General features: G+C 62.1%; 18 protein-coding genes. 8 read left to right on the top strand and 10 right to left on the bottom strand.

All coding sequences use genetic code 11. The features are described 5' to 3' along the window. Position 1: 1 nt before the first annotated feature. The 5 genes from pdxH to dinG form a co-directional block, all read right to left on the bottom strand. Complete coding sequence (gene pdxH / locus HXW87_RS10185; protein ID WP_041070601.1) at positions 2-649, bottom strand: pyridoxamine 5'-phosphate oxidase; 648 nt, start codon at positions 647-649, stop codon at positions 2-4. Positions 650-673: 24 nt separating this feature from the next. Next, positions 674-1,792, bottom strand: a complete 1,119-nt coding sequence (locus tag HXW87_RS10180; protein WP_182404004.1) for an OmpA family protein — start codon at positions 1,790-1,792, stop codon at positions 674-676. A 113-nt stretch (positions 1,793-1,905) separates the two neighbouring features. Next, entirely contained in the window at positions 1,906-3,051 is a 1,146-nt protein-coding gene (locus HXW87_RS10175) for a serine hydrolase domain-containing protein (RefSeq protein ID WP_239778852.1), read from the bottom strand. Between the two features lie 190 nt (positions 3,052-3,241). Further along, a complete protein-coding gene (locus tag HXW87_RS10170; RefSeq protein WP_239778851.1) occupies positions 3,242-5,581 on the bottom strand; it encodes a beta-galactosidase in 2,340 nt (779 codons plus the stop codon). Between the two features lie 93 nt (positions 5,582-5,674). Continuing rightward, entirely contained in the window at positions 5,675-7,819 is a 2,145-nt protein-coding gene (gene dinG / locus HXW87_RS10165) for an ATP-dependent DNA helicase DinG (RefSeq protein ID WP_047292082.1), read from the bottom strand. Positions 7,820-7,917: 98 nt separating this feature from the next. Between dinG and HXW87_RS10160 the strand changes: the two genes are divergently transcribed. Continuing rightward, positions 7,918-8,382 (top strand): DUF2269 family protein, encoded by a 465-nt coding sequence (locus HXW87_RS10160; RefSeq protein WP_239778850.1) that lies wholly within the window; start codon positions 7,918-7,920, stop codon positions 8,380-8,382. 70 nt (positions 8,383-8,452) lie between these two features. Here the strand turns inward: HXW87_RS10160 and HXW87_RS10155 are convergent, their stop codons facing one another. The 4 genes from HXW87_RS10155 to HXW87_RS10140 form a co-directional block, all read right to left on the bottom strand. Beyond that, on the bottom strand, positions 8,453-9,211 hold the full coding sequence (locus tag HXW87_RS10155) for a collagen-like protein (protein ID WP_239778849.1): 759 nt from the start codon (positions 9,209-9,211) through the stop codon (positions 8,453-8,455). Continuing rightward, positions 9,204-9,479, bottom strand: a complete 276-nt coding sequence (locus tag HXW87_RS10150) for a DUF1145 domain-containing protein (RefSeq protein WP_047292079.1) — start codon at positions 9,477-9,479, stop codon at positions 9,204-9,206. Before HXW87_RS10150 ends, HXW87_RS10155 begins: the two co-directional genes overlap by 8 nt. Before the next feature lie 162 nt (positions 9,480-9,641). Next, complete coding sequence (locus HXW87_RS10145; RefSeq protein WP_041070617.1) at positions 9,642-10,364, bottom strand: OmpA family protein; 723 nt, start codon at positions 10,362-10,364, stop codon at positions 9,642-9,644. Positions 10,365-10,454: 90 nt separating this feature from the next. Then, positions 10,455-11,150, bottom strand: coding sequence for an OmpA family protein (locus tag HXW87_RS10140; protein ID WP_041070618.1), 696 nt, complete (start codon positions 11,148-11,150; stop codon positions 10,455-10,457). A gap of 197 nt (positions 11,151-11,347) precedes the next feature. Here HXW87_RS10140 and HXW87_RS10135 point away from each other — a divergent pair, with 197 nt between their 5' ends. The 4 genes from HXW87_RS10135 to HXW87_RS10120 all read left to right on the top strand — a co-directional run bounded on the left by HXW87_RS10135 (position 11,348) and on the right by HXW87_RS10120 (position 13,132). Next, positions 11,348-11,845, top strand: a complete 498-nt coding sequence (locus HXW87_RS10135; protein WP_041070621.1) for a DUF6231 family protein — start codon at positions 11,348-11,350, stop codon at positions 11,843-11,845. Between the two features lie 4 nt (positions 11,846-11,849). Next, positions 11,850-12,326, top strand: a complete 477-nt coding sequence (locus HXW87_RS10130; RefSeq protein ID WP_041070623.1) for a YchJ family protein — start codon at positions 11,850-11,852, stop codon at positions 12,324-12,326. A gap of 111 nt (positions 12,327-12,437) precedes the next feature. Then, positions 12,438-12,932, top strand: a complete 495-nt coding sequence (locus tag HXW87_RS10125; RefSeq protein ID WP_047292071.1) for an LEA type 2 family protein — start codon at positions 12,438-12,440, stop codon at positions 12,930-12,932. Beyond that, complete coding sequence (locus HXW87_RS10120; RefSeq protein ID WP_003198420.1) at positions 12,929-13,132, top strand: SEC-C metal-binding domain-containing protein; 204 nt, start codon at positions 12,929-12,931, stop codon at positions 13,130-13,132. The genes HXW87_RS10125 and HXW87_RS10120 overlap by 4 nt, the downstream gene beginning before the upstream one ends. 192 nt (positions 13,133-13,324) lie before the next feature. On the opposite strand, the gene HXW87_RS10115 is transcribed toward HXW87_RS10120, so the two are convergent. Then, positions 13,325-13,882: a cysteine hydrolase family protein gene (locus tag HXW87_RS10115; RefSeq protein ID WP_239779148.1), complete on the bottom strand. Its 558-nt coding sequence runs from the start codon at positions 13,880-13,882 to the stop codon at positions 13,325-13,327. A 285-nt stretch (positions 13,883-14,167) separates the two neighbouring features. Between HXW87_RS10115 and HXW87_RS10110 the strand changes: the two genes are divergently transcribed. The 3 genes from HXW87_RS10110 (at position 14,168) to HXW87_RS10100 (ending at position 19,517) form a co-directional block, all read left to right on the top strand. Beyond that, a complete protein-coding gene (locus HXW87_RS10110) occupies positions 14,168-16,618 on the top strand; it encodes a penicillin acylase family protein (RefSeq protein ID WP_239778848.1) in 2,451 nt (816 codons plus the stop codon). Positions 16,619-16,797: 179 nt separating this feature from the next. Beyond that, the gene (locus HXW87_RS10105) at positions 16,798-17,832 is read left to right on the top strand and encodes a ligase-associated DNA damage response exonuclease (RefSeq protein WP_047601187.1); all 1,035 of its coding nucleotides are present in this window, start codon (positions 16,798-16,800) and stop codon (positions 17,830-17,832) included. After that, positions 17,829-19,517 (top strand): ATP-dependent DNA ligase, encoded by a 1,689-nt coding sequence (locus tag HXW87_RS10100; protein WP_239778847.1) that lies wholly within the window; start codon positions 17,829-17,831, stop codon positions 19,515-19,517. The genes HXW87_RS10105 and HXW87_RS10100 overlap by 4 nt, the downstream gene beginning before the upstream one ends. Positions 19,518-19,759: the final 242 nt, after the last annotated feature.

Genomic DNA, 19,759 nt, shown 5'->3' with positions numbered 1-19,759 from the left:
CTTAAGGCGCCAGACGTTCAAGAATCCAGTCGGCACCCTGCTGACGGTAGTTCAGGCGATCGTGCAGACGACTTGGACGGCCCTGCCAGAACTCGATGCGCTCAGGCAGCAGGCGATAACCGCCCCAGTGTTCCGGACAGTGCGGTTGCGTATCGCTGAAACGCTGCTCGGTGGCCTTGAGCAACTCTTCCAGTTCGCCGCGCCCGTTGATCACCCGGCTCTGCGGTGAAGCCCAGGCTCCGAGCCGACTGCCCAGCGGACGCACCTGATAATAAGCATCGGACTCAGCAGGCGTGACTTTCACCACACGCCCCTCGATGCGCACCTGGCGCTCCAGGGTCGGCCAGAAGAACGTCATGGCAGCCAACGGGTTGGCCGCCAGATGCTGACCCTTGGCGCTGTCGTAATTGGTGAAAAAGGTGAAGCCCTGCTCGTCCAGGCCCTTGAGCAGCAGAATGCGACAATGCGGGCGACCGTCTGCATCGACCGTGGCCAGGGTCATGGCGTTGGCCTCCACCGGCGCCTGTTCGGTTTTCACCGCATCGGCGAACCACTGGTGGAACAACGCAAAGGGTTCAGCCGGGGCTTGCGCCTCGGTCAGACCATCCCGGGTGTAATCACGACGCATATCTGCCAGAGCCTGGGTCATGGCGCATTCCTTTTCGTTAGCGGATCACTGCTTGGAAGTATCGCTGGCGGCAACTTTCTTGTCAGTCGTCGCGGCTTTGGCCGGAGCGGTTTTCTTGGCTGGGGTTTTCGCCGGAGCCTTGGTCGCCGCCTTCTTCGCTGGTGCCTTGGCAGCGGCTTTCTTCGCCGGAGCCTTTTTGGTTGCAGGTACGGCGGCCTTCGAAGCGGCCGGCGCCGGGGTTACCGGTTTGGCTGCCGGTTTGACGTCCTGTGCGGCAAGCATCGTGGTCGGTGCAGGCGCCGGCATGTTGTATTTGCTCAGCAGGGCCACCATGGTGTTCTGCGGGGTCACCAGCAGTTCGACGCGACGGTTCAGGGCACGGCCTTCGGCGCTGTCGTTGGCCGCACGCGGCGCATCGCCACCCATGCCGCGCAGCATCAGGCGATCACGCTGCAAGCCGCTCAGGCGGAAGATTGCCGCCACGGACTGAGCGCGTTCCTGGCTGAGCTTGACGTTGGCCGGCGCGGCGCCAGTGTTGTCGCTATGACCAAGCACCAGAACTGCAGTTTTCGGGTCGGCTTCGAGGATTTTCGCGACATTGGTGAACGGGCTGAGGGTCACCGGCAACAGCATCGCTGGACGTTTCGGGTTGAACGAGCCTTCAACCGGCGCGATCACCACCAGAACGTTGTCACGGCGCTCGAGTTGCAGATTGCTGTCCTTGATCGCTGCACGCAGGCGCGGCTCGTAGTCATCCAGCCAGGCTTGGGTGACTTTCGGGTCAGGCATCGGCACCACTTTCGCCGTGGACTGATCCTTGCCGCCGAACGGCCACCACCACTTTGTGCCGGTGTCAGCATCGGCCTTGGCCACTACCGCCGGTTTTGCTTCTGGTTTGACTTCGGGTTTCACGTCGGCCTTGGCCGCCGCGTCATCAGAGCTGCCGAACGGCCAGTACCAGTGGCTGCTGCTTTCAGTCTTGGCCACGGGTGCGGTCGCGGCAGGTTTGAGCGGGGCTGGAGCCGGGGCCGGCTCTTTGGCCGTCACTTTGTCGGAAGATCCGAACGGCCACCAGCTGCCGCCGTCCGCATCGTTTTTAGGAGTCTGTGCACAACCGGTCATTGCAACGCACAGGGCCAGGGCGAGAGTTTTTTTGGATGACATTGAAAATCCACAAAGTGAAGTAATGAAAGATCAGAGCTCTTTTGCCCGGATAAACAGACGCTTTGAATCAAAAATCCGAATCTGGTTCCAACCCTGGAACCTCATGTAACGCTTTACAGACAAGTGGCAAGTACCCGCGCCAGTTGCTGCGCGCGCGGATCCATCAAGACGTAAGGCCCAAGGGTATTTGTCACAAAACCGAACGCGACATCATGCTCGGGATCAGCAAAACCCACCGAACCGCCCGCCCCCGGATGACCAAACGCCCGCGGGCCGAGGCCATAGGTGGCATTGGCCATGTCCGGCTGATCGAGCATGCAGCCCAGGCCGAAACGGGTGCGGGTCAGCAGGGTCTTGTCTTCGCCGTAACTGTGTTCGCGGGTCAGTTCTTCGAGCATTTCGCTTTCGAGCAGGCTGCCATCGAGCAAGCCAGCGTAGAAACCGGCCAGGCTGCGCGCGTTGCCATGACCATTGGCGGCCGGCTGCTGCATGCGCCGCCATTCCGGTTTGTTGGTGCTGGTCAGCACCGACGGCGGATTAGTAAAGGCGCGAGTGGTCATGGCGGTCGGTTCGCGCATAGTCACCTGCAGCAGACGCTGGGCCGCGGCATCGCCGACATTGCCCTTGCCGCGAGCAATATGCGCCACGCGGTGGAACTCTGCGTCAGCCAGACCGACGTGGAAATCCAGCCCTAACGGTCTGGCGACGCGGGCGACGATCGACTCGCCCGGCCCACGACCGTCAGCGCGACGCAGCAACTCGCCGACCAGCCAGCCATAAGTGATGGCGGCATAGCCGTGGCCGGTGCCCGGCGTCCACCACGGTGCTTCGGCCGCAAGGGCGTCGACCATGGTTTGCCATTCGTAGAGGGCGGCGGGCGCCAGCAACTCGCGCAGCGCTGGCAGACCGGCCTGATGGCAGAGCAATTGGCGCAGGGTGACGGTTTCTTTGCCAGCGGCGGCAAATTCCGGCCAGTAGCGGGCAACCGGTGCATCCAGTTGCAGTTTGCCTTCGGCCACCAGTTGCAGCGCGGTGACCGCAGTGAACGTCTTGGTGCAGGAGAACAGGTTGGCGATGGTGTCGCTGTGCCAGGCTTCGGTAGCGTCCTTGTCGGCCGTACCGGACCAGAGGTCGAGGACGGTTTCTCCGCCGACCTTGATGCACAGCGCTGCGCCGCGTTCCTGGGGATCGTCGAACAGTGCCGCGAAAGCCTCGCGCACCGCTTCGAATTGAAGCTCGTAATGGCCCTGAATCTGCACCCGCAACTCCCCCGCGAAAACGCTCTACAAAGTGGCCCGCATTGTTCCAGCCCTTGAGGGATTTGGGAACAGCTGCGGGCCGGGTGGTCATTTCAACGCAAAATCAAAAGATCGCAGCCTGCTGCAGCTGCTACAAAATTCCATTCCCTGCAGGAGCTGCCGAAGGCTGCGATCTTTAAGCCATCAAACCTCAATGACCATTGCCCGAATGCCCACCCGCATGCCCGGCCCCCGGGCCTTTTCCAGCTTCAGCCTTGCGCCCGCCTTCGGCTTCATGACCGGCGACCGCAGCGGCCTTCTCAGCCTCTTTGCCCAATTGATCGATCGCCTGCAGATTGCTCTTGCGCACCGCTTCGACGAAACCCTGATACGGCAGATCGGTAATCCCCACCAGACCAAAGTGCCCGTTCTCGCCATCAAGCAGACGCCCGGTCACCGGTTGATCCAGATACTGGAACCAGTGCACGCCGACAATCGACGGCTCGCTTAACGCTTGCTTGAGGAAATTGGCATACGCCGGGCCGCGATCTTCTTCCTTCGCCAGTTGCGTCACGCCACCCCAGAATGGGCCGCGATCACTGGAGCCGAAGTTGAACTCGGTAATCAGCACCGGTTTGTCGAGGGCACGCAAAGCGGCGAAGTCATAGCCGTCCTGCGGTTTCAGCGTATACAGGTTGAAACTCAACACGTCGCAATACTGTGCGCAGGACGCCACGGCTTCCGGGGTGCTGGTGGCGAAACGGCCGCCGAGCAGCAACTGGTTCGGCGCGTGCCATTTCAGCGAATCCGAGATGGTTTTGAAGTAGGTGTCGGCGAACACCTTCTGGAAGTATTTGAAGTCGTTTTCGATTTCCGGGTGCTCCGGATTCGGCATCGGCGGCACGAAACCCGGGTCTTCCATCAACTCCCACGCCGGAAGATCAATGCCCCAGGCTTTCGACAGGCCCGCCTGGTTGCGGTACTTGTCGCGCAGTTGCTTGAGGAATGCGCGCTTGGCCGGCACGTCGGTGGTCATTTTCAATGTGCCGTAGGCCAGGGCATAGCGCGACTGCGGATCATCGCCCGGACCGGCCCAGGCCAGTTCGTTGTCGGCGTAGTAGCCGATCAGCCACGGATCATCACGATGATCGCGGGCGGCGATGGCCACGGCACGCTCGGTGGCCATGGCGAAACGCGGGTCGAACGGATCAGGCATGCCGCCCCACCAGTCGCTGCCGGTGCTGATGCTGGTGTAGTCGCCGACGATCGACAGCGGCAAGGTGTACGGCACACGCTCGGCGTCGGCGAGCGCGTCGGCACTCCAGTTGCCGACTGTGTTGAAGCCCCAGGCCTGCAGGCGGTCGAGGGTGTGGGTGGCCCACTTCTGCTGATCGACAGTGGCCTTGCACGGCGCGGCTGGTGGTTCGGCTTGCGCCTGTGCTGCGCAAGGTTCGCCGTACAGGCGTTGCAGGTTGGCGCCGTAAAAATCGTACCAGCGCCCGTTGCCATAGCCTCGGCCCTGATCGGCACCGTTGCCGCCACGGTTGTCGCCTTCGCCGAAATGACTGGCGAGCGGCTCGTCGGCCTTGGGCAGGGATTCGAACATCCACTCACGCCCGGCCACGTAGGTCTGGTTGACCTGCGGGCTGACGGTGTTGACCCCCAGCGAATAGAACGGATGCCCTTCAGGGGTCACCAGATACCAGCGACCGTCACGCTTTTCAGTGCGGAAAAAGCCGCTGGCCTTGAACGCCGGCCCCTTATTCCAGCCACCGAACTTGTCCAGCGAAGATTTTTCGCGCTCGGCCAGCCAGGTTTTCAGCTGTTGCTGTTCCTTGGCGGCGGCAGATTTCAGTTGTTCGTCGTTGCTGATTTTTTCCGGCCATTTGCTGCGGGTCGACTGCCCGTAGGCGTCCACCAGATTGCCGTAGACGGCCCGGGTCACGGCATCGCCGTCCTGCACACCGAAACGTTCGAGCAGCAGGCTTTGCGCGGCTTTCGGCTGATCCATCCACAGGCTGACCGACACCACCTGGCTGCGATCCAGTTCGCCGCTGCTGCTGGCCAGCAGAATGCGCTGGCCATCGACGGTCATCGGCATCGGCGGCCCGGCCTTCATGCCCTGGCTCAGTGGCGAGGTCGCCACCAGCGGCACCAGCAGGGTTTGCGCAGGGCCGGCCGGCAGGTCAACGCGGCTGGTCAGGGTCTGGCCGTTGTTGCTCTGGATTTGCACGTAAACCGTCACGGCCCAGTTCATTGCGCTTTGCAGACGCAGGCTCATCATGCCCGACTGCGACCAGTCCCAGGCGCCGGTTTGCGGGGTCAGGCGCAGGGTCGGGCGGGCTACCGGGTTGAACGTCACCCGGCGCAGCACTTCACCTTCCGGGGTTTGCTCGGCGTTGGCTTGTGGCAGATCAGTGTTTTCGGTGACGACTTTCACCACATCGGCAGGGCGGACGAAGTTGAACAGGGTCTGCTGACCCGCAGGCGCCGCCAGTAACGGGGCAGCGAAAATCAAGGCGAATACGGCAGGCAACGAACGGCGAATCATAAGAACGGAGTTCTCCCTAACGACCAAAAGGCCAATGGAAAAGCGATGGCGGAGAGATAGACAACGCGGCGGGCAAAACTGCCCACCGTTGTCTCAGGATATTTCACGACGGAATGGCGGTAACGCATTGAGGATCGCCTTGCCGTAGCGCTGGGTGACCAGGCGCCGATCGAGCAAAGTGATGGTGCCGCGGTCTTCTTCGGTGCGCAGCAGACGGCCGCAGGCCTGAACCAGTTTCAAGGATGCGTCGGGCACCGAGATTTCCATGAACGGATTGCCGCCCCGGGCCTCGATCCACTCCGACAGCGCCGCCTCGACCGGATCGTCCGGCACCGAGAACGGGATCTTGGCGATCACCACGTGCTCGCAGTAGGCGCCCGGCAAGTCCACCCCTTCGGCGAAACTGGCAAGGCCGAACAGCACGCTGGAATCGCCGCCATCGACCCGCGCCTTGTGCTTGTTCAGGGTTTCCTGTTTCGACAGGTTGCCCTGAATGAACACTTGTTTGCGCCAGTCGCGGTCGAGGCCGTCGAACACATCCTGCATCTGTTTGCGCGAAGAGAACAGCACCAGACTGCCGCGCGAGCCTTCCACCAGTTCCGGCAGATCGCGGATGATCGCCGCCGTGTGGGCCGCCGCATCACGCGGATCAGCCTTGAGGTCCGGCACGCGCAACACGCCGGCGTCGGCGTGATGAAACGGGCTCGGCACCACAGCGGTGACGGCTTTCTTCGGCAGCCCGGCGCGCATGCGGAACCGGTCAAAGGTGCCCAGCGCGGTGAGCGTTGCCGACGTTACGAGGCAGCCGTAGGCGACGTTCCACAGGCTGCGGCGCAGGGTTTCTGCGGCGAGAATCGGGCTGGCGTTGACCTCGATGTCGAACAGCGAGCCGCTTTCGGCCAGCGTCAGCCAGCGAGCCATCGGCGGGCTGTCCTCCGGGTCTTCGGCGGTGAACGCGGTCCACAGTTCCCAGTTGCCCGAGGCACGGGACAACAGGCTGCCGAACAGCGGATACCACTCTTCGGCCTGATTGCTGGCGATGCCGATGTTGACCTCGCCGTCCATGCCTTCCTTGAGCAGGTCGGTCAGACGGGTGAACAGGTCGTTGAGACGTGAATAGCCCTTCTTCAGCTCGATGCCCATTTCGCGCATGTGCTCGGGAATCACCCCGCCGACGAAACGATGGCGTGGCCGCTCGCGACCTTCGACGTCTTCGCCGGGTTTGAAATCGGCAATCTGCTCGCACGCGGTGAACATGAACTGCTGCTGGGTCTTGATCTCCCGCGCCAGCTCCGGCACCTGCTCGATCAGCTTGCCGAGGTCGCCCGGCAACGGATGCTGGGCCAACAGTTTGGTGAGGTTCTTCGCCGTGGTTTCCAGCCAGTCGGCGGTGGAACGCAGGCGCGTGTAATGAGCGAAGTGGCCGATGGCCTTGTCCGGCAGGTGATGGCCTTCGTCGAACACGTAAATGGTGTCACGCGGATCCGGCAGCACCGCACCGCCGCCGAGGGCCAGGTCAGCCAGCACCATGTCGTGGTTGGTGACGATCACATCGACCTTGCCCATGCCTTCGCGCGCCTTGTAAAAGGCGCACTGGCCAAAATTCGGGCAATGGCGGTTGGTGCATTGGCTGTGATCGGTGGTCAGCCGTGCCCAGTCGGCATCTTCGAGAGCGTTGGGCCAGCTGTCACGGTCGCCGTCCCATTTATTGCCGGCGAGCTTCTCGATCATGCTGGTGAACAGCTTCTGACTGGCCTCGTCGACCTCGATCTTGAAGCCTTCTTCTTCGAACAGCTGCGCGGTGGCGGTTTGCGCGTGGCCTTCCTGCAGCAACATGTCGAGCTTGGACAGGCACATGTAGCGGCCACGGCCCTTGGCCAGCGCAAAGCTGAAGTTCAGCCCGCTGTTGCGCATCAGGTCGGGCAAGTCCTTGTAGACGATCTGCTCTTGCAGGGCCACGGTCGCGGTGGCGATCACCAGACGCTTGCCGGCCAGCTTCGCCGTGGGGATTGCCGCCAGGCTGTAGGCCACGGTCTTGCCGGTACCGGTGCCGGCTTCCACCGCGACAATCGCGGGGTCGCCACTACGCCGGCCTTCGTCGTCGGTGTCGATATCCCCGAGGACTTTGGCGACTTCGGCGATCATCAGGCGCTGGCCGTAACGCGGTTTGAGGCTCTTGGCTTCAAGAAAACGCGAATAGGCACCCTGGATCGTGGTTTTGAGTTCAGTGCTGATCATTGAATGTCGGGCGTAAAAACGCTGGATAAATTTTCAGTAGTTCGGATCGGCCGCTATCATACCCCGCTAATCAGTCCCGCGCAGAACGGAGTACCCCAATGACACCTTTTAGCCTCGTTTATCCACTGCATGTCCTGTCCGCCCTGGTCTGGGTCGGCGGTATGTTTTTCGCCTGGATGGTCCTGCGCCCCGCGGCGGTGAAGGCGCTCGAAGGCCCTGCCCGCCTGACCTTGTGGGTAGAAGTGTTTCAAGGTTTTTTCCGCTGGGTCTGGGTCGCGGTGATCCTGTTGCCGATCAGCGGCGTGGGCATGTTGCACTTGCAGCAGGTCGGCTTCGAGACCCCGCCGAAATACGTGCAGGTGATGATCGGACTGTATGTGGTGATGACGGCGCTGTTTATCCGAATTCAGGGTTTGATGCTGCCAGAGTTGCGCAAAGCCGTTGAAGCCAAGGAATGGCCGGTGGGTGCGGCGGTGCTGGGGCGGATTCGCCGGGTGGTGGGGATCAATCTGATTGTGGGGTTGGTGCTGGTGGCGATTGCGGCGGCGCGGCCGATGTTCTGACCCGCTGAAGACCTGCACTTTTTGTGATGAGGGGATAGATCCCCTCATCACAATCAAGAAGTGCTGTGTTTTACAGGCGCTGCACAGTCACCGCCCCCGCCGCACCCGTCGGTCCAGGCTGACCATCCGCCCCGGGCTTGCCGTTCTTGCCACCATCGGCGCGATACACCAGGCAGCCCTTGGACTTGCCACCCTGGCCGGCCTTGCCGCCGACACCCGCCGGGCCTCCAGCGCCGCCCGCGACGTTGACCTTGATCAGCTCAGCCGGAAACTCACGCGGCACTTCCAGGCGCACCAGCGCTCCCGGCGCTCCCGGCTGGCCATCGCTACCGTTGCTGCCATCAAATCCGTGACCGGCCGCGCCCCAGGTGCAGCCCGGATCCTCACCGTTGCCGCCATCGAGGCCAACAAAACCCGGCGCGCCGGTACCGCCGCGAGCATCCACAAACAGTTTTGGCGCGCTCAAGGCCTTGAACTGCAAATTCAGATTGCGCCCGGCACGGGCGGCTTTCTCATACGTGCCCGGCGCACCGCGCGCGGTGATCAGGCTGCCTTCAGACAGTTCGGCACGGATGACTTTCATGTCCAGCGCCTGTTCGCTCGGGACGATCGCGATGCGTGCTTCGTGACCCAGACGCAATTCGCCGACGGTCAGCTCGGTCACGTTGGCAGGAATCAGCAAGGTGCCGTAGTCCGCTACGTCCAGCCGCTCCAGCTGCAGGGTGCTGGCCGTGTTGGGCAAACGCATCAGGGAATTGGTTTCGACACTGACCACCTGGGCGCAGGCCAGGGGACTGATGAATGCAGCGAGCAGGCAAAATTTACGCATGGGAAGAAGCCTCCGGAGCGGCCGGGGCCGGGATGGTTTGCAGGTGAAAAACGCCGAACAGCAGGATGCGCAGACGATCGCGCCACGGGTTGGCACGCCCCTTGAGGCGAGAGAACAGCAACTCCAGCCCATGCAGCGCCAGCAACAAGGCGCCGGCCAGATTGACCAGCAGATGCAGCGGATGCACAAACGGCAGCAGCAGATTGACCACCACCACGCACCAGAACAGCAGGGTCAGCAAACGCCCCAGCCCCCAGAAAACCTTCATACGCTCCCCCGTCTCGGAATTATTCTTTGGGCGCACAGTAACGGCTTACGCGGGGGATAAGCCAGAGGGGCAAAAGAAAAAACTTTTGTCAGTCGTCGGATCGCTGCCGGTTCGACGATGATCGTCGCCCGGCAGCTCTAGCCTGCGGACTACAGACAAGTCCTAGCGATTGATATGCAACTCCACCCGACGGTTTTTCGCGCGCCCTTCGTCCGTCGCGTTATCGGCCACCGGTTCGCTCTCGCCGCGCCCTTCGCTGGTCAGTTTGGCCGGTTCCAGGCCCTGGCTCAGCAGATACGCCGCCACACTGCTGGCACGCCGCTCCGACAACGCCTGGTTATAGGCGTCCGAACCCTTGCTGTCGGTATGGCCGATGACTTTGATGCTGACCACGTCAGCATTGCGCAACTTGTCCATCAGCGTATCGAGCTGGGCTTTCGCGGCTGGGGTCAGGTCCGACTTGTCGAAATCGAACAACACATTGCCGGCATCGCTGAGGGTGATGACTTCCGATTGCGGTGCAGGCTCGGGCGCTTTTTCCGTGACCGGGTATTGCGGCAGCGGACAACCACGATGATCGACCGGGGTATTGGCCGGAGTGTCCGGACAACGGTCGCGGCGATCGAACACGCCATCGCCATCTTCATCGCCATCCTGGGCATAACAGATCAGCCCGCCGGTAAGGATCCCCAGCGCGGCACCGCCACCGGCCCAGCCGCCACTTTCAATGGCGCCAAGGCCGCCACCTACCAGCCCGCCGATCAGGCTGCAAATCGGCCACGTACGTTGATTGAGGGGCGCGTCGCCGTCGCTGTGAGTGGCGCAACCGGTGAGCAAGCTGCCCAGCAGCAGCACCGGCAAGACGGACCTTGAGAAAACAGTCATTGTGAAAGCTCCTGTGTCACCGGCCCATACCGGTTACACAGGAGTAAAGACGCGCATCCGCGACTGCACAAGCCGCGGATGCGTGAGGGGCTAGCGGACGATTTTGATTTCGGTACGACGGTTCTGTGCGCGACCGTCAGCGGTTTTGTTATCCGCCACTGGCTGGCTTTCACCCATGCCCGAGACCGAAACGAAGCTGGCACGCGGCACACCTTGCTGGATCAGGTATTCCACCACCGAGTGCGCACGACGATCCGACAGTTTCTTGTTGTAGGCATCGCTGCCCACGCTGTCGGTGTGACCGGTCACGGTCAGTTGCGCCGTGGACGACTCTTGTTTCAGGCGCGTGGCAACTTTGTCCAGCACCTGTTTATCGGAGCCGGTCAGGGTGGCTTTGTCGAACTGGAAGTGCACATCGCGGATGACGATGGTTTCTTCCTTGACCACAACCGCCTCTTCTACCACGGGCGCCGGGGCTGGTGGAGGGCAGCCGTCAGCATCGACCTGCACGCCTTTAGGGGTGTGCGGACACTTGTCGCGACTGTCCGGCACACCGTCGCCGTCTTCGTCGCCATCACCGTGCACCCAGCAATAGGCCGCTGCCGTACCGCCGACCAACAGTGCGCCGTAGCCGGCCCACGCCGAACTTTCCGTCGCACCGAGACCGGCACCGACCACACCGCCGACCGCCGCACAGGTCGGCCAATCGGTTTTCTGCAAACCTGCGCAACCAGTCAACACACTGGTTAGCAGAATCAAAGGTAATGCTGTCCGAACTATGCTCATCTGGTTTTCTCCTGAGGGATCGGCTTAGAACCGATTCACGGAGTAAAGACCGGAGTTTTAATCTCCGCCAGCAATAGGCCACTGGCATTTGGGACCGTGTTCACAGGGATTCGGCACTTTTGCCACGCGCGACAAATCGGGGTCTAGGCCGGATCCGTCTGGCGCGCTAGTCTTGGCGATCTGATTGAGGAGCTTCGATGAACGTCGCCATTTCTTCGCGCACGCCGCAACAGGCGCTGGCTGCTTTACTGGATCGCTATGCCCCGGCGCGTTTGCTGCTGATCGGCGCCAGCGAATTTCCGGCGCTCGCCGCTTTTAAACAGGCGCACCCGGATTGCTGCGTGGCCCACGCCGAACCCGGTGCGTTGCCCGCCGAACTCGCGGCGCGGCGCTTCGACCTGGCGCTGGTGGTCGATTGCCTGGAGCACTTGCCCAAGCGTGACGGCCTGAACCTGCTGGGCGGGATTCGCAACCTCAATGCCAGTCGCATTGCGGTGCTGGCGGATCTGCCAGCCAGCGGCTGGCAGGAAACCGATTTCTACTCGCTGGCGCTGCAAGCCAGTGAGCGCTTTCAGCGTGACGAGCAGGTACTGACCCTGTTCACTTACGATCTGCTTGACTACAAGCAAGTCCCCGACTGGCTCAACTCGCGGTTCTGGGCCAATCCGGAAAACTTCGGCAAATACTGGTGGTAATGCAATGAGTACAGCCATTTGCCCATGCGGCAGCGGCAACCTGCTACTGGCCTGCTGCGGTCCCTACCACGAAGGCCACCCGGCGCCGTGCGCCGAAGCGCTGATGCGGTCGCGCTACAGCGCCTACGTTTTGGGGCTGATCGATTACCTGGTGGCCACTACCCTGCCCGCCCAGCAGGCCGGTCTGGATCGCCAGTCGATCAGTGCCTGGAGCGCGCAAAGCACCTGGCTCGGCCTTGAGGTCGAAAGCTCGGAAGTGTTCGGCGGCCAGCCCGAGCACGCCTTCGTCACCTTCACCGCGCGCTGGCACGACAGCCAGGGCGAACACAGCCACCGTGAGCGCTCTTCATTCGTGCAGAACGCCGGGCGCTGGTACTTCATCGACCCGACCGTGCAGTTGAAGCTGGGGCGCAATGACGCGTGTCCATGTGCCAGCGGGCAGAAGTTCAAGAAGTGCTGCGCAGGGTATTTCGGCGCATAAGATCAAAAGATCGCAGCCTGCGGCAGTTCCTACAGAGGACGCGACTCATGTAGGCGCTGCCGCAGGCTGCGATCTTTTAGCGTCTAGACTGCCAGCAAAGGGAGTTAACTCATGCTCGGACTATGGCGCACACTCAACATTCTTCCCCTGCTGCTGATCCTGAACCTCGGCGGTTGCGCCTCATGGTTCAGCGACGACAGCGTCGATCCCGCCGTCCACCTCGTGAAAGTCGAGGTGGTGCGGGCCAAATTGCTCGAACAGAAATTCATCCTGCATTTTCGCATCGACAATCCCAACGACAGCGACCTGACCGTGCGCGGCATGGAATACCGCATTCATCTGGCGGATATGTTGTTGGCCGAAGGCGAGCATGAACACTGGATCACCGTGGGGCCGAAAAGCAGCGCGTTCTATCGGATACCGATCCGCACCAACCTGTGGCCACGGGTCAAGGAGGTGGTGAAAATGCTGAAAAGTCCGCACCAGCAGGTGCCTTACCGACTGCAAGGCGAGATGGAAACCGGTTTATTCATCGCCCACTACGTGCACCTGGAGCGCAATGGCGTGATAATCCCCGCCGATTTAATTCCGGAGCACAACCGATGACTCAGCAACCTCATGTCCATGGCCCTGACTGCAACCACGATCATGACCATCATCACGATCACGACCATGGCCATGTCCACGGCCCGAACTGCGGCCACGCTCACCAGGAACCGGTGCGCAACGCCCTGAAAGACGTCGGGCGCAACGACCCTTGCCCTTGCGGCAACGGCAAGAAATTCAAGAAGTGCCACGGCGCTTGATGCCTTGGGCGAAGTCGCTCTTCGCCTGAACCATCGCCATCGCGAGCAGGCTCACTCCCACATTCGAGCGCATTCCTCCAGCTGGAATGCAATCACTGTGGGAGCTGGCTTGCCAGCGATGAGGCCGGCACATCCAGCATTGATGTAGCCTGACACTCCGCTATCGCTGGCACGCCAGCTCCCACAGGTTTCTCAGGCGACGGCCAGGATCTGCTTCGCACTGATCACCGTCGCATACTCCCCGTGCAAATTCCCCAGCGACATCCCGTGCACCTCTTCGGCTGAACGCGGCGTACCGAAATAATCGGCCTTGTCGAAGGTAAAACACGCGTCCTCCGCCACCCAGGCGTCAAATCCCAGATTGCCCGCCGTACGCGCTGTGGATTCCACCGAGTTGTGGGTCGCCACACCGACAATGATCAATTGCCCGATCCCCGCCTCACGCAACCGTGCCTCCAATCCCGTGGCGCAAAAGGCGTCCGGCACCTGTTTCTGGATCAGCCATTCGCCGTCCCGCGGCATGAATCGCTGCTGAAATTCCACCCCGGACTGCCCGGGCCAGAACACCGAATCCGCTTCACGGGACAGATGCTGCACATGTATCACCGGCCGCCCGCTGCTGCGCCATGCCCTCAGCAAATCAAGCATGCGTTCTTCGGCCTGCGGATTATTCCGTCGGCCCAGGCGCGGCTGCAGAATGCCTTGTTGCTGGTCGATGATGATCAGTGCCGCGTTGGCCTTGAGCTCCATGGCGTTTTTTCTCATGCGGATCAGTGAATTTCCCGCACTTCAACATCACCTCCAGGTATCAGGCAAGTGCATAAGACCAACCCTCCAAGATCAAAAGATCGCAGCCTGCGGCAGCTCCTACAGGGTGTACTCAATCCAATGCAGGAGCTGCCGCAGGCTGCGATCTTCTCCATTCGACAGAATTACACAAATAACCCCCGCGCCCGCTTGCGCGGCCACCGCCCGCTCACTAACGTAGCGGCTTTATTGCGCCCCCAGCCTCTACACCCCCGCAGGAGCTTTGCCATGGCCTCGCCAGCCCTTACACATTTTCTTCCCCGGTTCGGCGTTGCCGCAGCAGTGACCGGTGTCTTGAGCCTGTCCGGTTGCCAGACCTGGAACGCGCAGGACACCCTCCCGCCTACCTCCGGCGTACAAGCGCTCAAGGGGCTGGCGCAGAACGTTTCGGTGCGTCGCAATGCGATGGGCATGCCGTTGATCGAAAGCAACAGCTTCCACGACGCACTGTTCACCCTCGGTTACGTGCATGCCAGCGACCGCATCAACCAGATGGTGACCCTGCGCCTGCTGGCCCAAGGGCGTCTGGCGGAAATGTCCGGCGCCTCAATGCTCGACGCTGACCGCTACATGCGCGCGGTCAACCTGAAGAAAAGCGCCGACGAGCTGTACAAGGCCTCGTCGCCCCGCCTCAAGCGTTTCTTCGAAGTCTATGCGCGGGGCGTCAACGCCTACCTGTTCCGTTACGCCGACAAATTGCCGGGCGACCTCGCATCCAGCGGCTACAAGCCGGAATACTGGAAGCCGGAAGACTCGGCGCTGCTGTTCGCGCTGCTGAACTTCAGCCAGTCAGCCAACCTGCCGGAGGAAATTTCCTCGCTGGTGCTGGCGCAAACCGTGACCAGCGACAAACTCGCCTGGCTGACCCCGTCTGCACCGGATGAAAACCTGCCGCTGGCCGAGGCCGACAAGCTGCAAGGCCTCAAACTCAACGGACAGATCCCTGGCCTGAGCGAACTGAGCAACGCCAGCCAACAATTGGCGGCGGTGAATCTGCTGGGCGCCAGCACCTCGAACAACTGGGCCATCGCCCCGCAACGCAGCCGCAGCGGCAAGAGCATTCTTGCCAGCGACAGTCATGGGCCATTGGCCGCGCCGTCGCTGTGGACCTTCGTGCAGATCCGCGCGCCGAAATATCAGGCTGCCGGCGTCACCGTCGCCGGCTTGCCGATGGTGCTCGGCGGTTTCAACGGCAAAGTGGCGTGGAGCGCCACCAGCGTGCTCGGCGACAACCAGGACCTGTTCCTGGAAAAAATCCGCCGTCAGGGCAGCAGCCTGACCTACGAGGTCAACGGCAAATGGCAGCCGCTGGGCGTGCGCAACGAAACCTATTTCGTCAAAGGCCAGCGGCCGATTCGCGAAGCGGTGTACGAAACCCGTCACGGTGCACTGCTCAACAGTGCCCAGGCGGCGGCACAGGGCAACGGTTTTGGCCTGGCCCTGCAAACCCCGAACTTCACCGACGACAAATCGCTGGACGCTTTTTTCGACCTGACCCGCGCGCAGAACGTTGAACGCGCTTCGGACGCCAGTCGCGAAATCCGCGCCATCGCCCTGAACATGGTGTTCGCCGACGCCAGCAATATTGGCTGGCAAGTCACCGGGCGTTTCCCCAACCGTCGCGAAGGCGAAGGCCTGCTGCCATCGCCGGGCTGGGAAGGCCGCTACGACTGGGACGGTTACGCCGACCCGATGCTTCACCCCTACGATCAGGACCCGACCCAGGGCTGGCTCGGCACGGCCAACCAGCGGGTGATTCCTCACGGCTACGGCATGCAGTTGTCCAACTCGTGGGCGGCGCCGGAGCGCGGCGAACGTCTGGCGGAACTGGCCAACAGCGGCAAACAGGACGGTCGCAGCGTGATCGCCATGCAGTACGACCAGACCACCACCTTCGCCGCCAAGCTGAAGAAAATGTTTGAAGCGCCGGGCATGAAGCAGCCGCTGAAACAGGCGATCGACGCCCTGCCGGAAGCCGATCGCAGCAAGGCGCGCGAGGCCTTCAGCCGCTTGATGGCGTTCGACGGCAAACTCAGCCCGACCTCGGCGGATGCGGCGATCTATGAGCTGTTCCTGCAGGCGAGCATGAAGCAGATCTTCCTCGATGAGCTCGGCCCCGAGTCGAGCCCGGCGTGGAAAGCCTTTGTTGCCAATGGCGACTTGTCCTACGCGGCGCAGGCCGATCACCTGCTCGGTCGCGAAGACAGCCCGTTCTGGGATGACATCCACACCCCGCAGAAAGAAGACAAGGCGCAGATTCTGGCGCGCAGTCTGGCGGCCGCGATCAACGCCGGCGACAGTCAGTTGGGTGGCGATCACAAGGCCTGGCAGTGGGGCAAACTGCACAGCTATACGTGGAAAAACGCCAACGGCCAGACCGTTCGCGGCCCGCTGGCAGCCGGTGGCGATCACACCACGCTCAACACCTCGGCTTTTGCCTGGGGTCAGGACTTCAACACCACGCGGGCGCCATCGATGCGTTTCATTGTCGACTTCAGCCAGACCGAACCCTTGATGGGGCAGAACGGTACCGGCCAGTCCGGCAACCCGGCCAGCCCGAATTACCTCAATGGCATTGATGCGTGGCTCAAGGGTCAGTACATCGGTTTGCCGATGCAGCCGCAGAACTTTGACCGGGTGTATGGCAAGACGCGTTTGACCCTCACCCCGGGCAAATAAACGCTAGAGCAAGATCAAAAGATCGCAGCCTTCGGCAGCTCCTACATGGGAATGGTGAACATCCTGCAGGAGCTGCCGAAGGCTGCGATCTCTTGCTTTTCGCCCCACATAAAAACCCGATAGAACTTCCGGACTCGCGCCCACCTCATAGCTAACAAGCCCTCCATTCTGGTAACGACATGGACCTTGTTATCGCCCGCCCCGAAGGTTTGTACTGCCCTGCCGGGGATTTCTATATTGATCCGTGGCGCCCGGTCGAGCGCTCGGTGATCACCCATGCCCACGGCGATCACGCCCGTAACGGCAATCAGCACTACCTTGCCAGCAGCGCCAGCGAAGGGATTTTGCGCGCGCGCCTGGGTCAGGACATCAACCTGCAAACCCTCGCCTACGGCCAGCGGCTGACCCACCACGGCGTGACCTTGAGTTTCCATCCGGCCGGGCATGTGCTCGGTTCGGCCCAGGTGCGTCTGGAATACGGCGGTGAAGTCTGGGTCGCGTCCGGCGACTACAAGATCGAACCCGATGGCACCTGCGCGCCGTTCGAACCGGTGCGCTGCCACACCTTTATCACCGAATCGACCTTCGGCCTGCCGATCTACCGCTGGCAGCCACAGGCGCAGGTGTTCAGCGAGATCAACCAGTGGTGGCAGGCAAACATCGCGGCGGGCAAGGCCAGCGTGCTGTTCTGTTATTCATTCGGCAAGGCTCAGCGGATCCTGCATGGCATCGACGCCAGCCTCGGTCCGATCCTCAGTCACGGTGCCGTCGAGCCGCTGAACCGGGTCTACCGCGAGGCCGGCGTGTACCTGCCGCCGACGATCTACGCCGGCGACATCAAAAAATCCGACCCGATCATGCGTCAGGCGCTGGTCATCGCCCCGCCCTCGGCCGGTGGCAGCACCTGGATGCGCCGGTTCGGTGATTTCAGCGATGCGTTTGCCAGCGGCTGGATGCGCCTGCGCGGCACCCGCCGGCGGCGCGGCGTGGATCGTGGTTTTGTGCTGTCGGATCACGCCGACTGGCCGGGCCTGCTCTGGGCCATCGAACAGACCGGCGCCGAACGGGTGATGGTCACCCACGGCTCGATCGGCGTGCTGGTGCGCCATCTGCGTGAACAAGGCCTGGATGCGCAAGGCTTCAACACCGAATACGGCGACGATGAAGAGGAAAACATTGACGCCGAACCTGCCATCGCCGAGGTGCAAGCATGAAAGCCTTCGCCGAGTTGTATGCCGAACTCGACGCCACCACGTCCAGCAACGCCAAGCTGGCCGCCATGCAAGCCTACTTCGCCCAGGCGGCGCCGCAGGATGCGGCGTGGGCGGTATATTTTCTGTCCGGCGGACGCCCGCGACAACTGGTGCCAGTGCGCATCCTGCGCGAACTGGCGGTGGAGGTTTCGGGGCTGCAGCCATGGCTGTTCGAAGAAAGTTATCAATCCGTCGGCGATCTGGCGGAGACCATTTCCCTGGTGCTCCCGGAAAATTCGCACAGCTCCGAGGCCGGCCTGGCCGAATGGATCGAAGACAAGCTGCTGCCGCTGCGCGGTGAAACCCCGGAGTATCTCGCCCGCCAACTGCCCGCACTGTGGGCGCAACTGGACCGGCCGAGCCTGATGCTGTGCATCAAATTGATCACCGGCAGCTTTCGCGTCGGCGTGTCGAAACTGTTGGTCACTCGCGCATTGGCATCGATGGCCGGCCTCGACAGCAAACGTGTGGCGCAGCGTCTGGTGGGTTACACCGACCTGTCGAACCGGCCGAACGCGGCCAGCTACCTGAAACTGATCGCCCCGGAATCCGCCGACGAACACGCTCAGCGCGGCGGCCAGCCCTACCCGTTTTTCCTCGCCCATGCCTTGTCGCAACCGGTGGAAGAGTTCGAAACCTTGCTGGGCCCGGCGAGCAACTGGCAGGTGGAATGGAAGTGGGACGGAATCCGCGCGCAGGTGGTCAAACGTGAGGGGCGGTTGTGGGTCTGGTCGCGCGGTGAAGAACTGGTGACCGAACGCTTTCCCGAATTCGATACGTTGATCCACGCGTTACCCGACGGCACGGTGATCGATGGTGAAATCGTGGTCTGGAAAAGCACCCACCCCAGCACCGAAGACGCGTTCGACCCGCAATCGACAGCTGCGCCGGCGGTGCAACCCTTCGCCCTGCTGCAGCAACGGATCGGGCGTAAAACCCTCGACAAGAAGATCCTCGAAGAAGTGCCGGTGGTGCTGCTCGCCTACGACTTGCTGGAGTGGCAGGGCGAAGACTGGCGCAATCGTCCGCAGGCCGAACGGCGTGCGCAACTGGAACAAGTGATCGCCCACGGTAACAACCCGGTGTTACTGGCCTCGCCGATGCTCACTGGCAGTGACTGGTTCGACCTCGCCCGGCAACGCGAAGCCTCACGGCGACTGGGGGTCGAGGGCATGATGCTCAAGGCCCGCGACGCCCTGTATGGCGTGGGCCGGACCAAGGACATGGGCGTGTGGTGGAAGTGGAAGGTCGACCCGTTCAGCGTCGATGCGGTATTGATCTACGCCCAGCGCGGCCATGGCCGGCGCGCCAGTCTGTACAGCGATTACACCTTCGCCGTGTGGGACGGACCGCCCGAATCCAGCCAACGGGCGCTGGTGCCGTTTGCCAAGGCCTATTCGGGGCTGACCGACGAGGAGATGCGTCAGGTCGACAGCATCGTGCGCAAGACCACCGTGGAAAAATTCGGCCCGGTCAGCAGCGTCAAACCGAGTCTGGTGTTCGAACTGGGTTTCGAAGGCATCGCCCTGTCGCGACGGCACAAGAGCGGCATTGCCGTGCGTTTTCCACGCATGCTGCGCTGGCGGCAGGACAAGACGGTGGATGAGGCCGACAGTCTGGCGACGTTGCAGGATTTGCTGGCCTGACCCGGTTTCCGGGGACAAACCTCCAATCATCCTGAATGAATTCCCTGTGGTGAGGGAATTTTGTGGTGAGGGGATTTATCCCCGATCGGCTGCGCAGCAGCCGCAAATCCGGTACGCGCGGTTTGCTGAAAGAACACTGGGGGCCGCTTCGCAGCCCATCGGGGATAAATCCCCTCACCACAAAATCACCTCACCTCTGGTCCTCTCAACCACAAAAAAATGCATGCCTCGACCCAACTTGG

The organism is Pseudomonas sp. Y5-11 (genome assembly GCF_022368695.1).
Taxonomy (GTDB): Bacteria; Pseudomonadota; Gammaproteobacteria; order Pseudomonadales; family Pseudomonadaceae; genus Aquipseudomonas; species Aquipseudomonas parakoreensis.
This window is presented reverse-complemented; position numbering and strand designations above follow the sequence as displayed.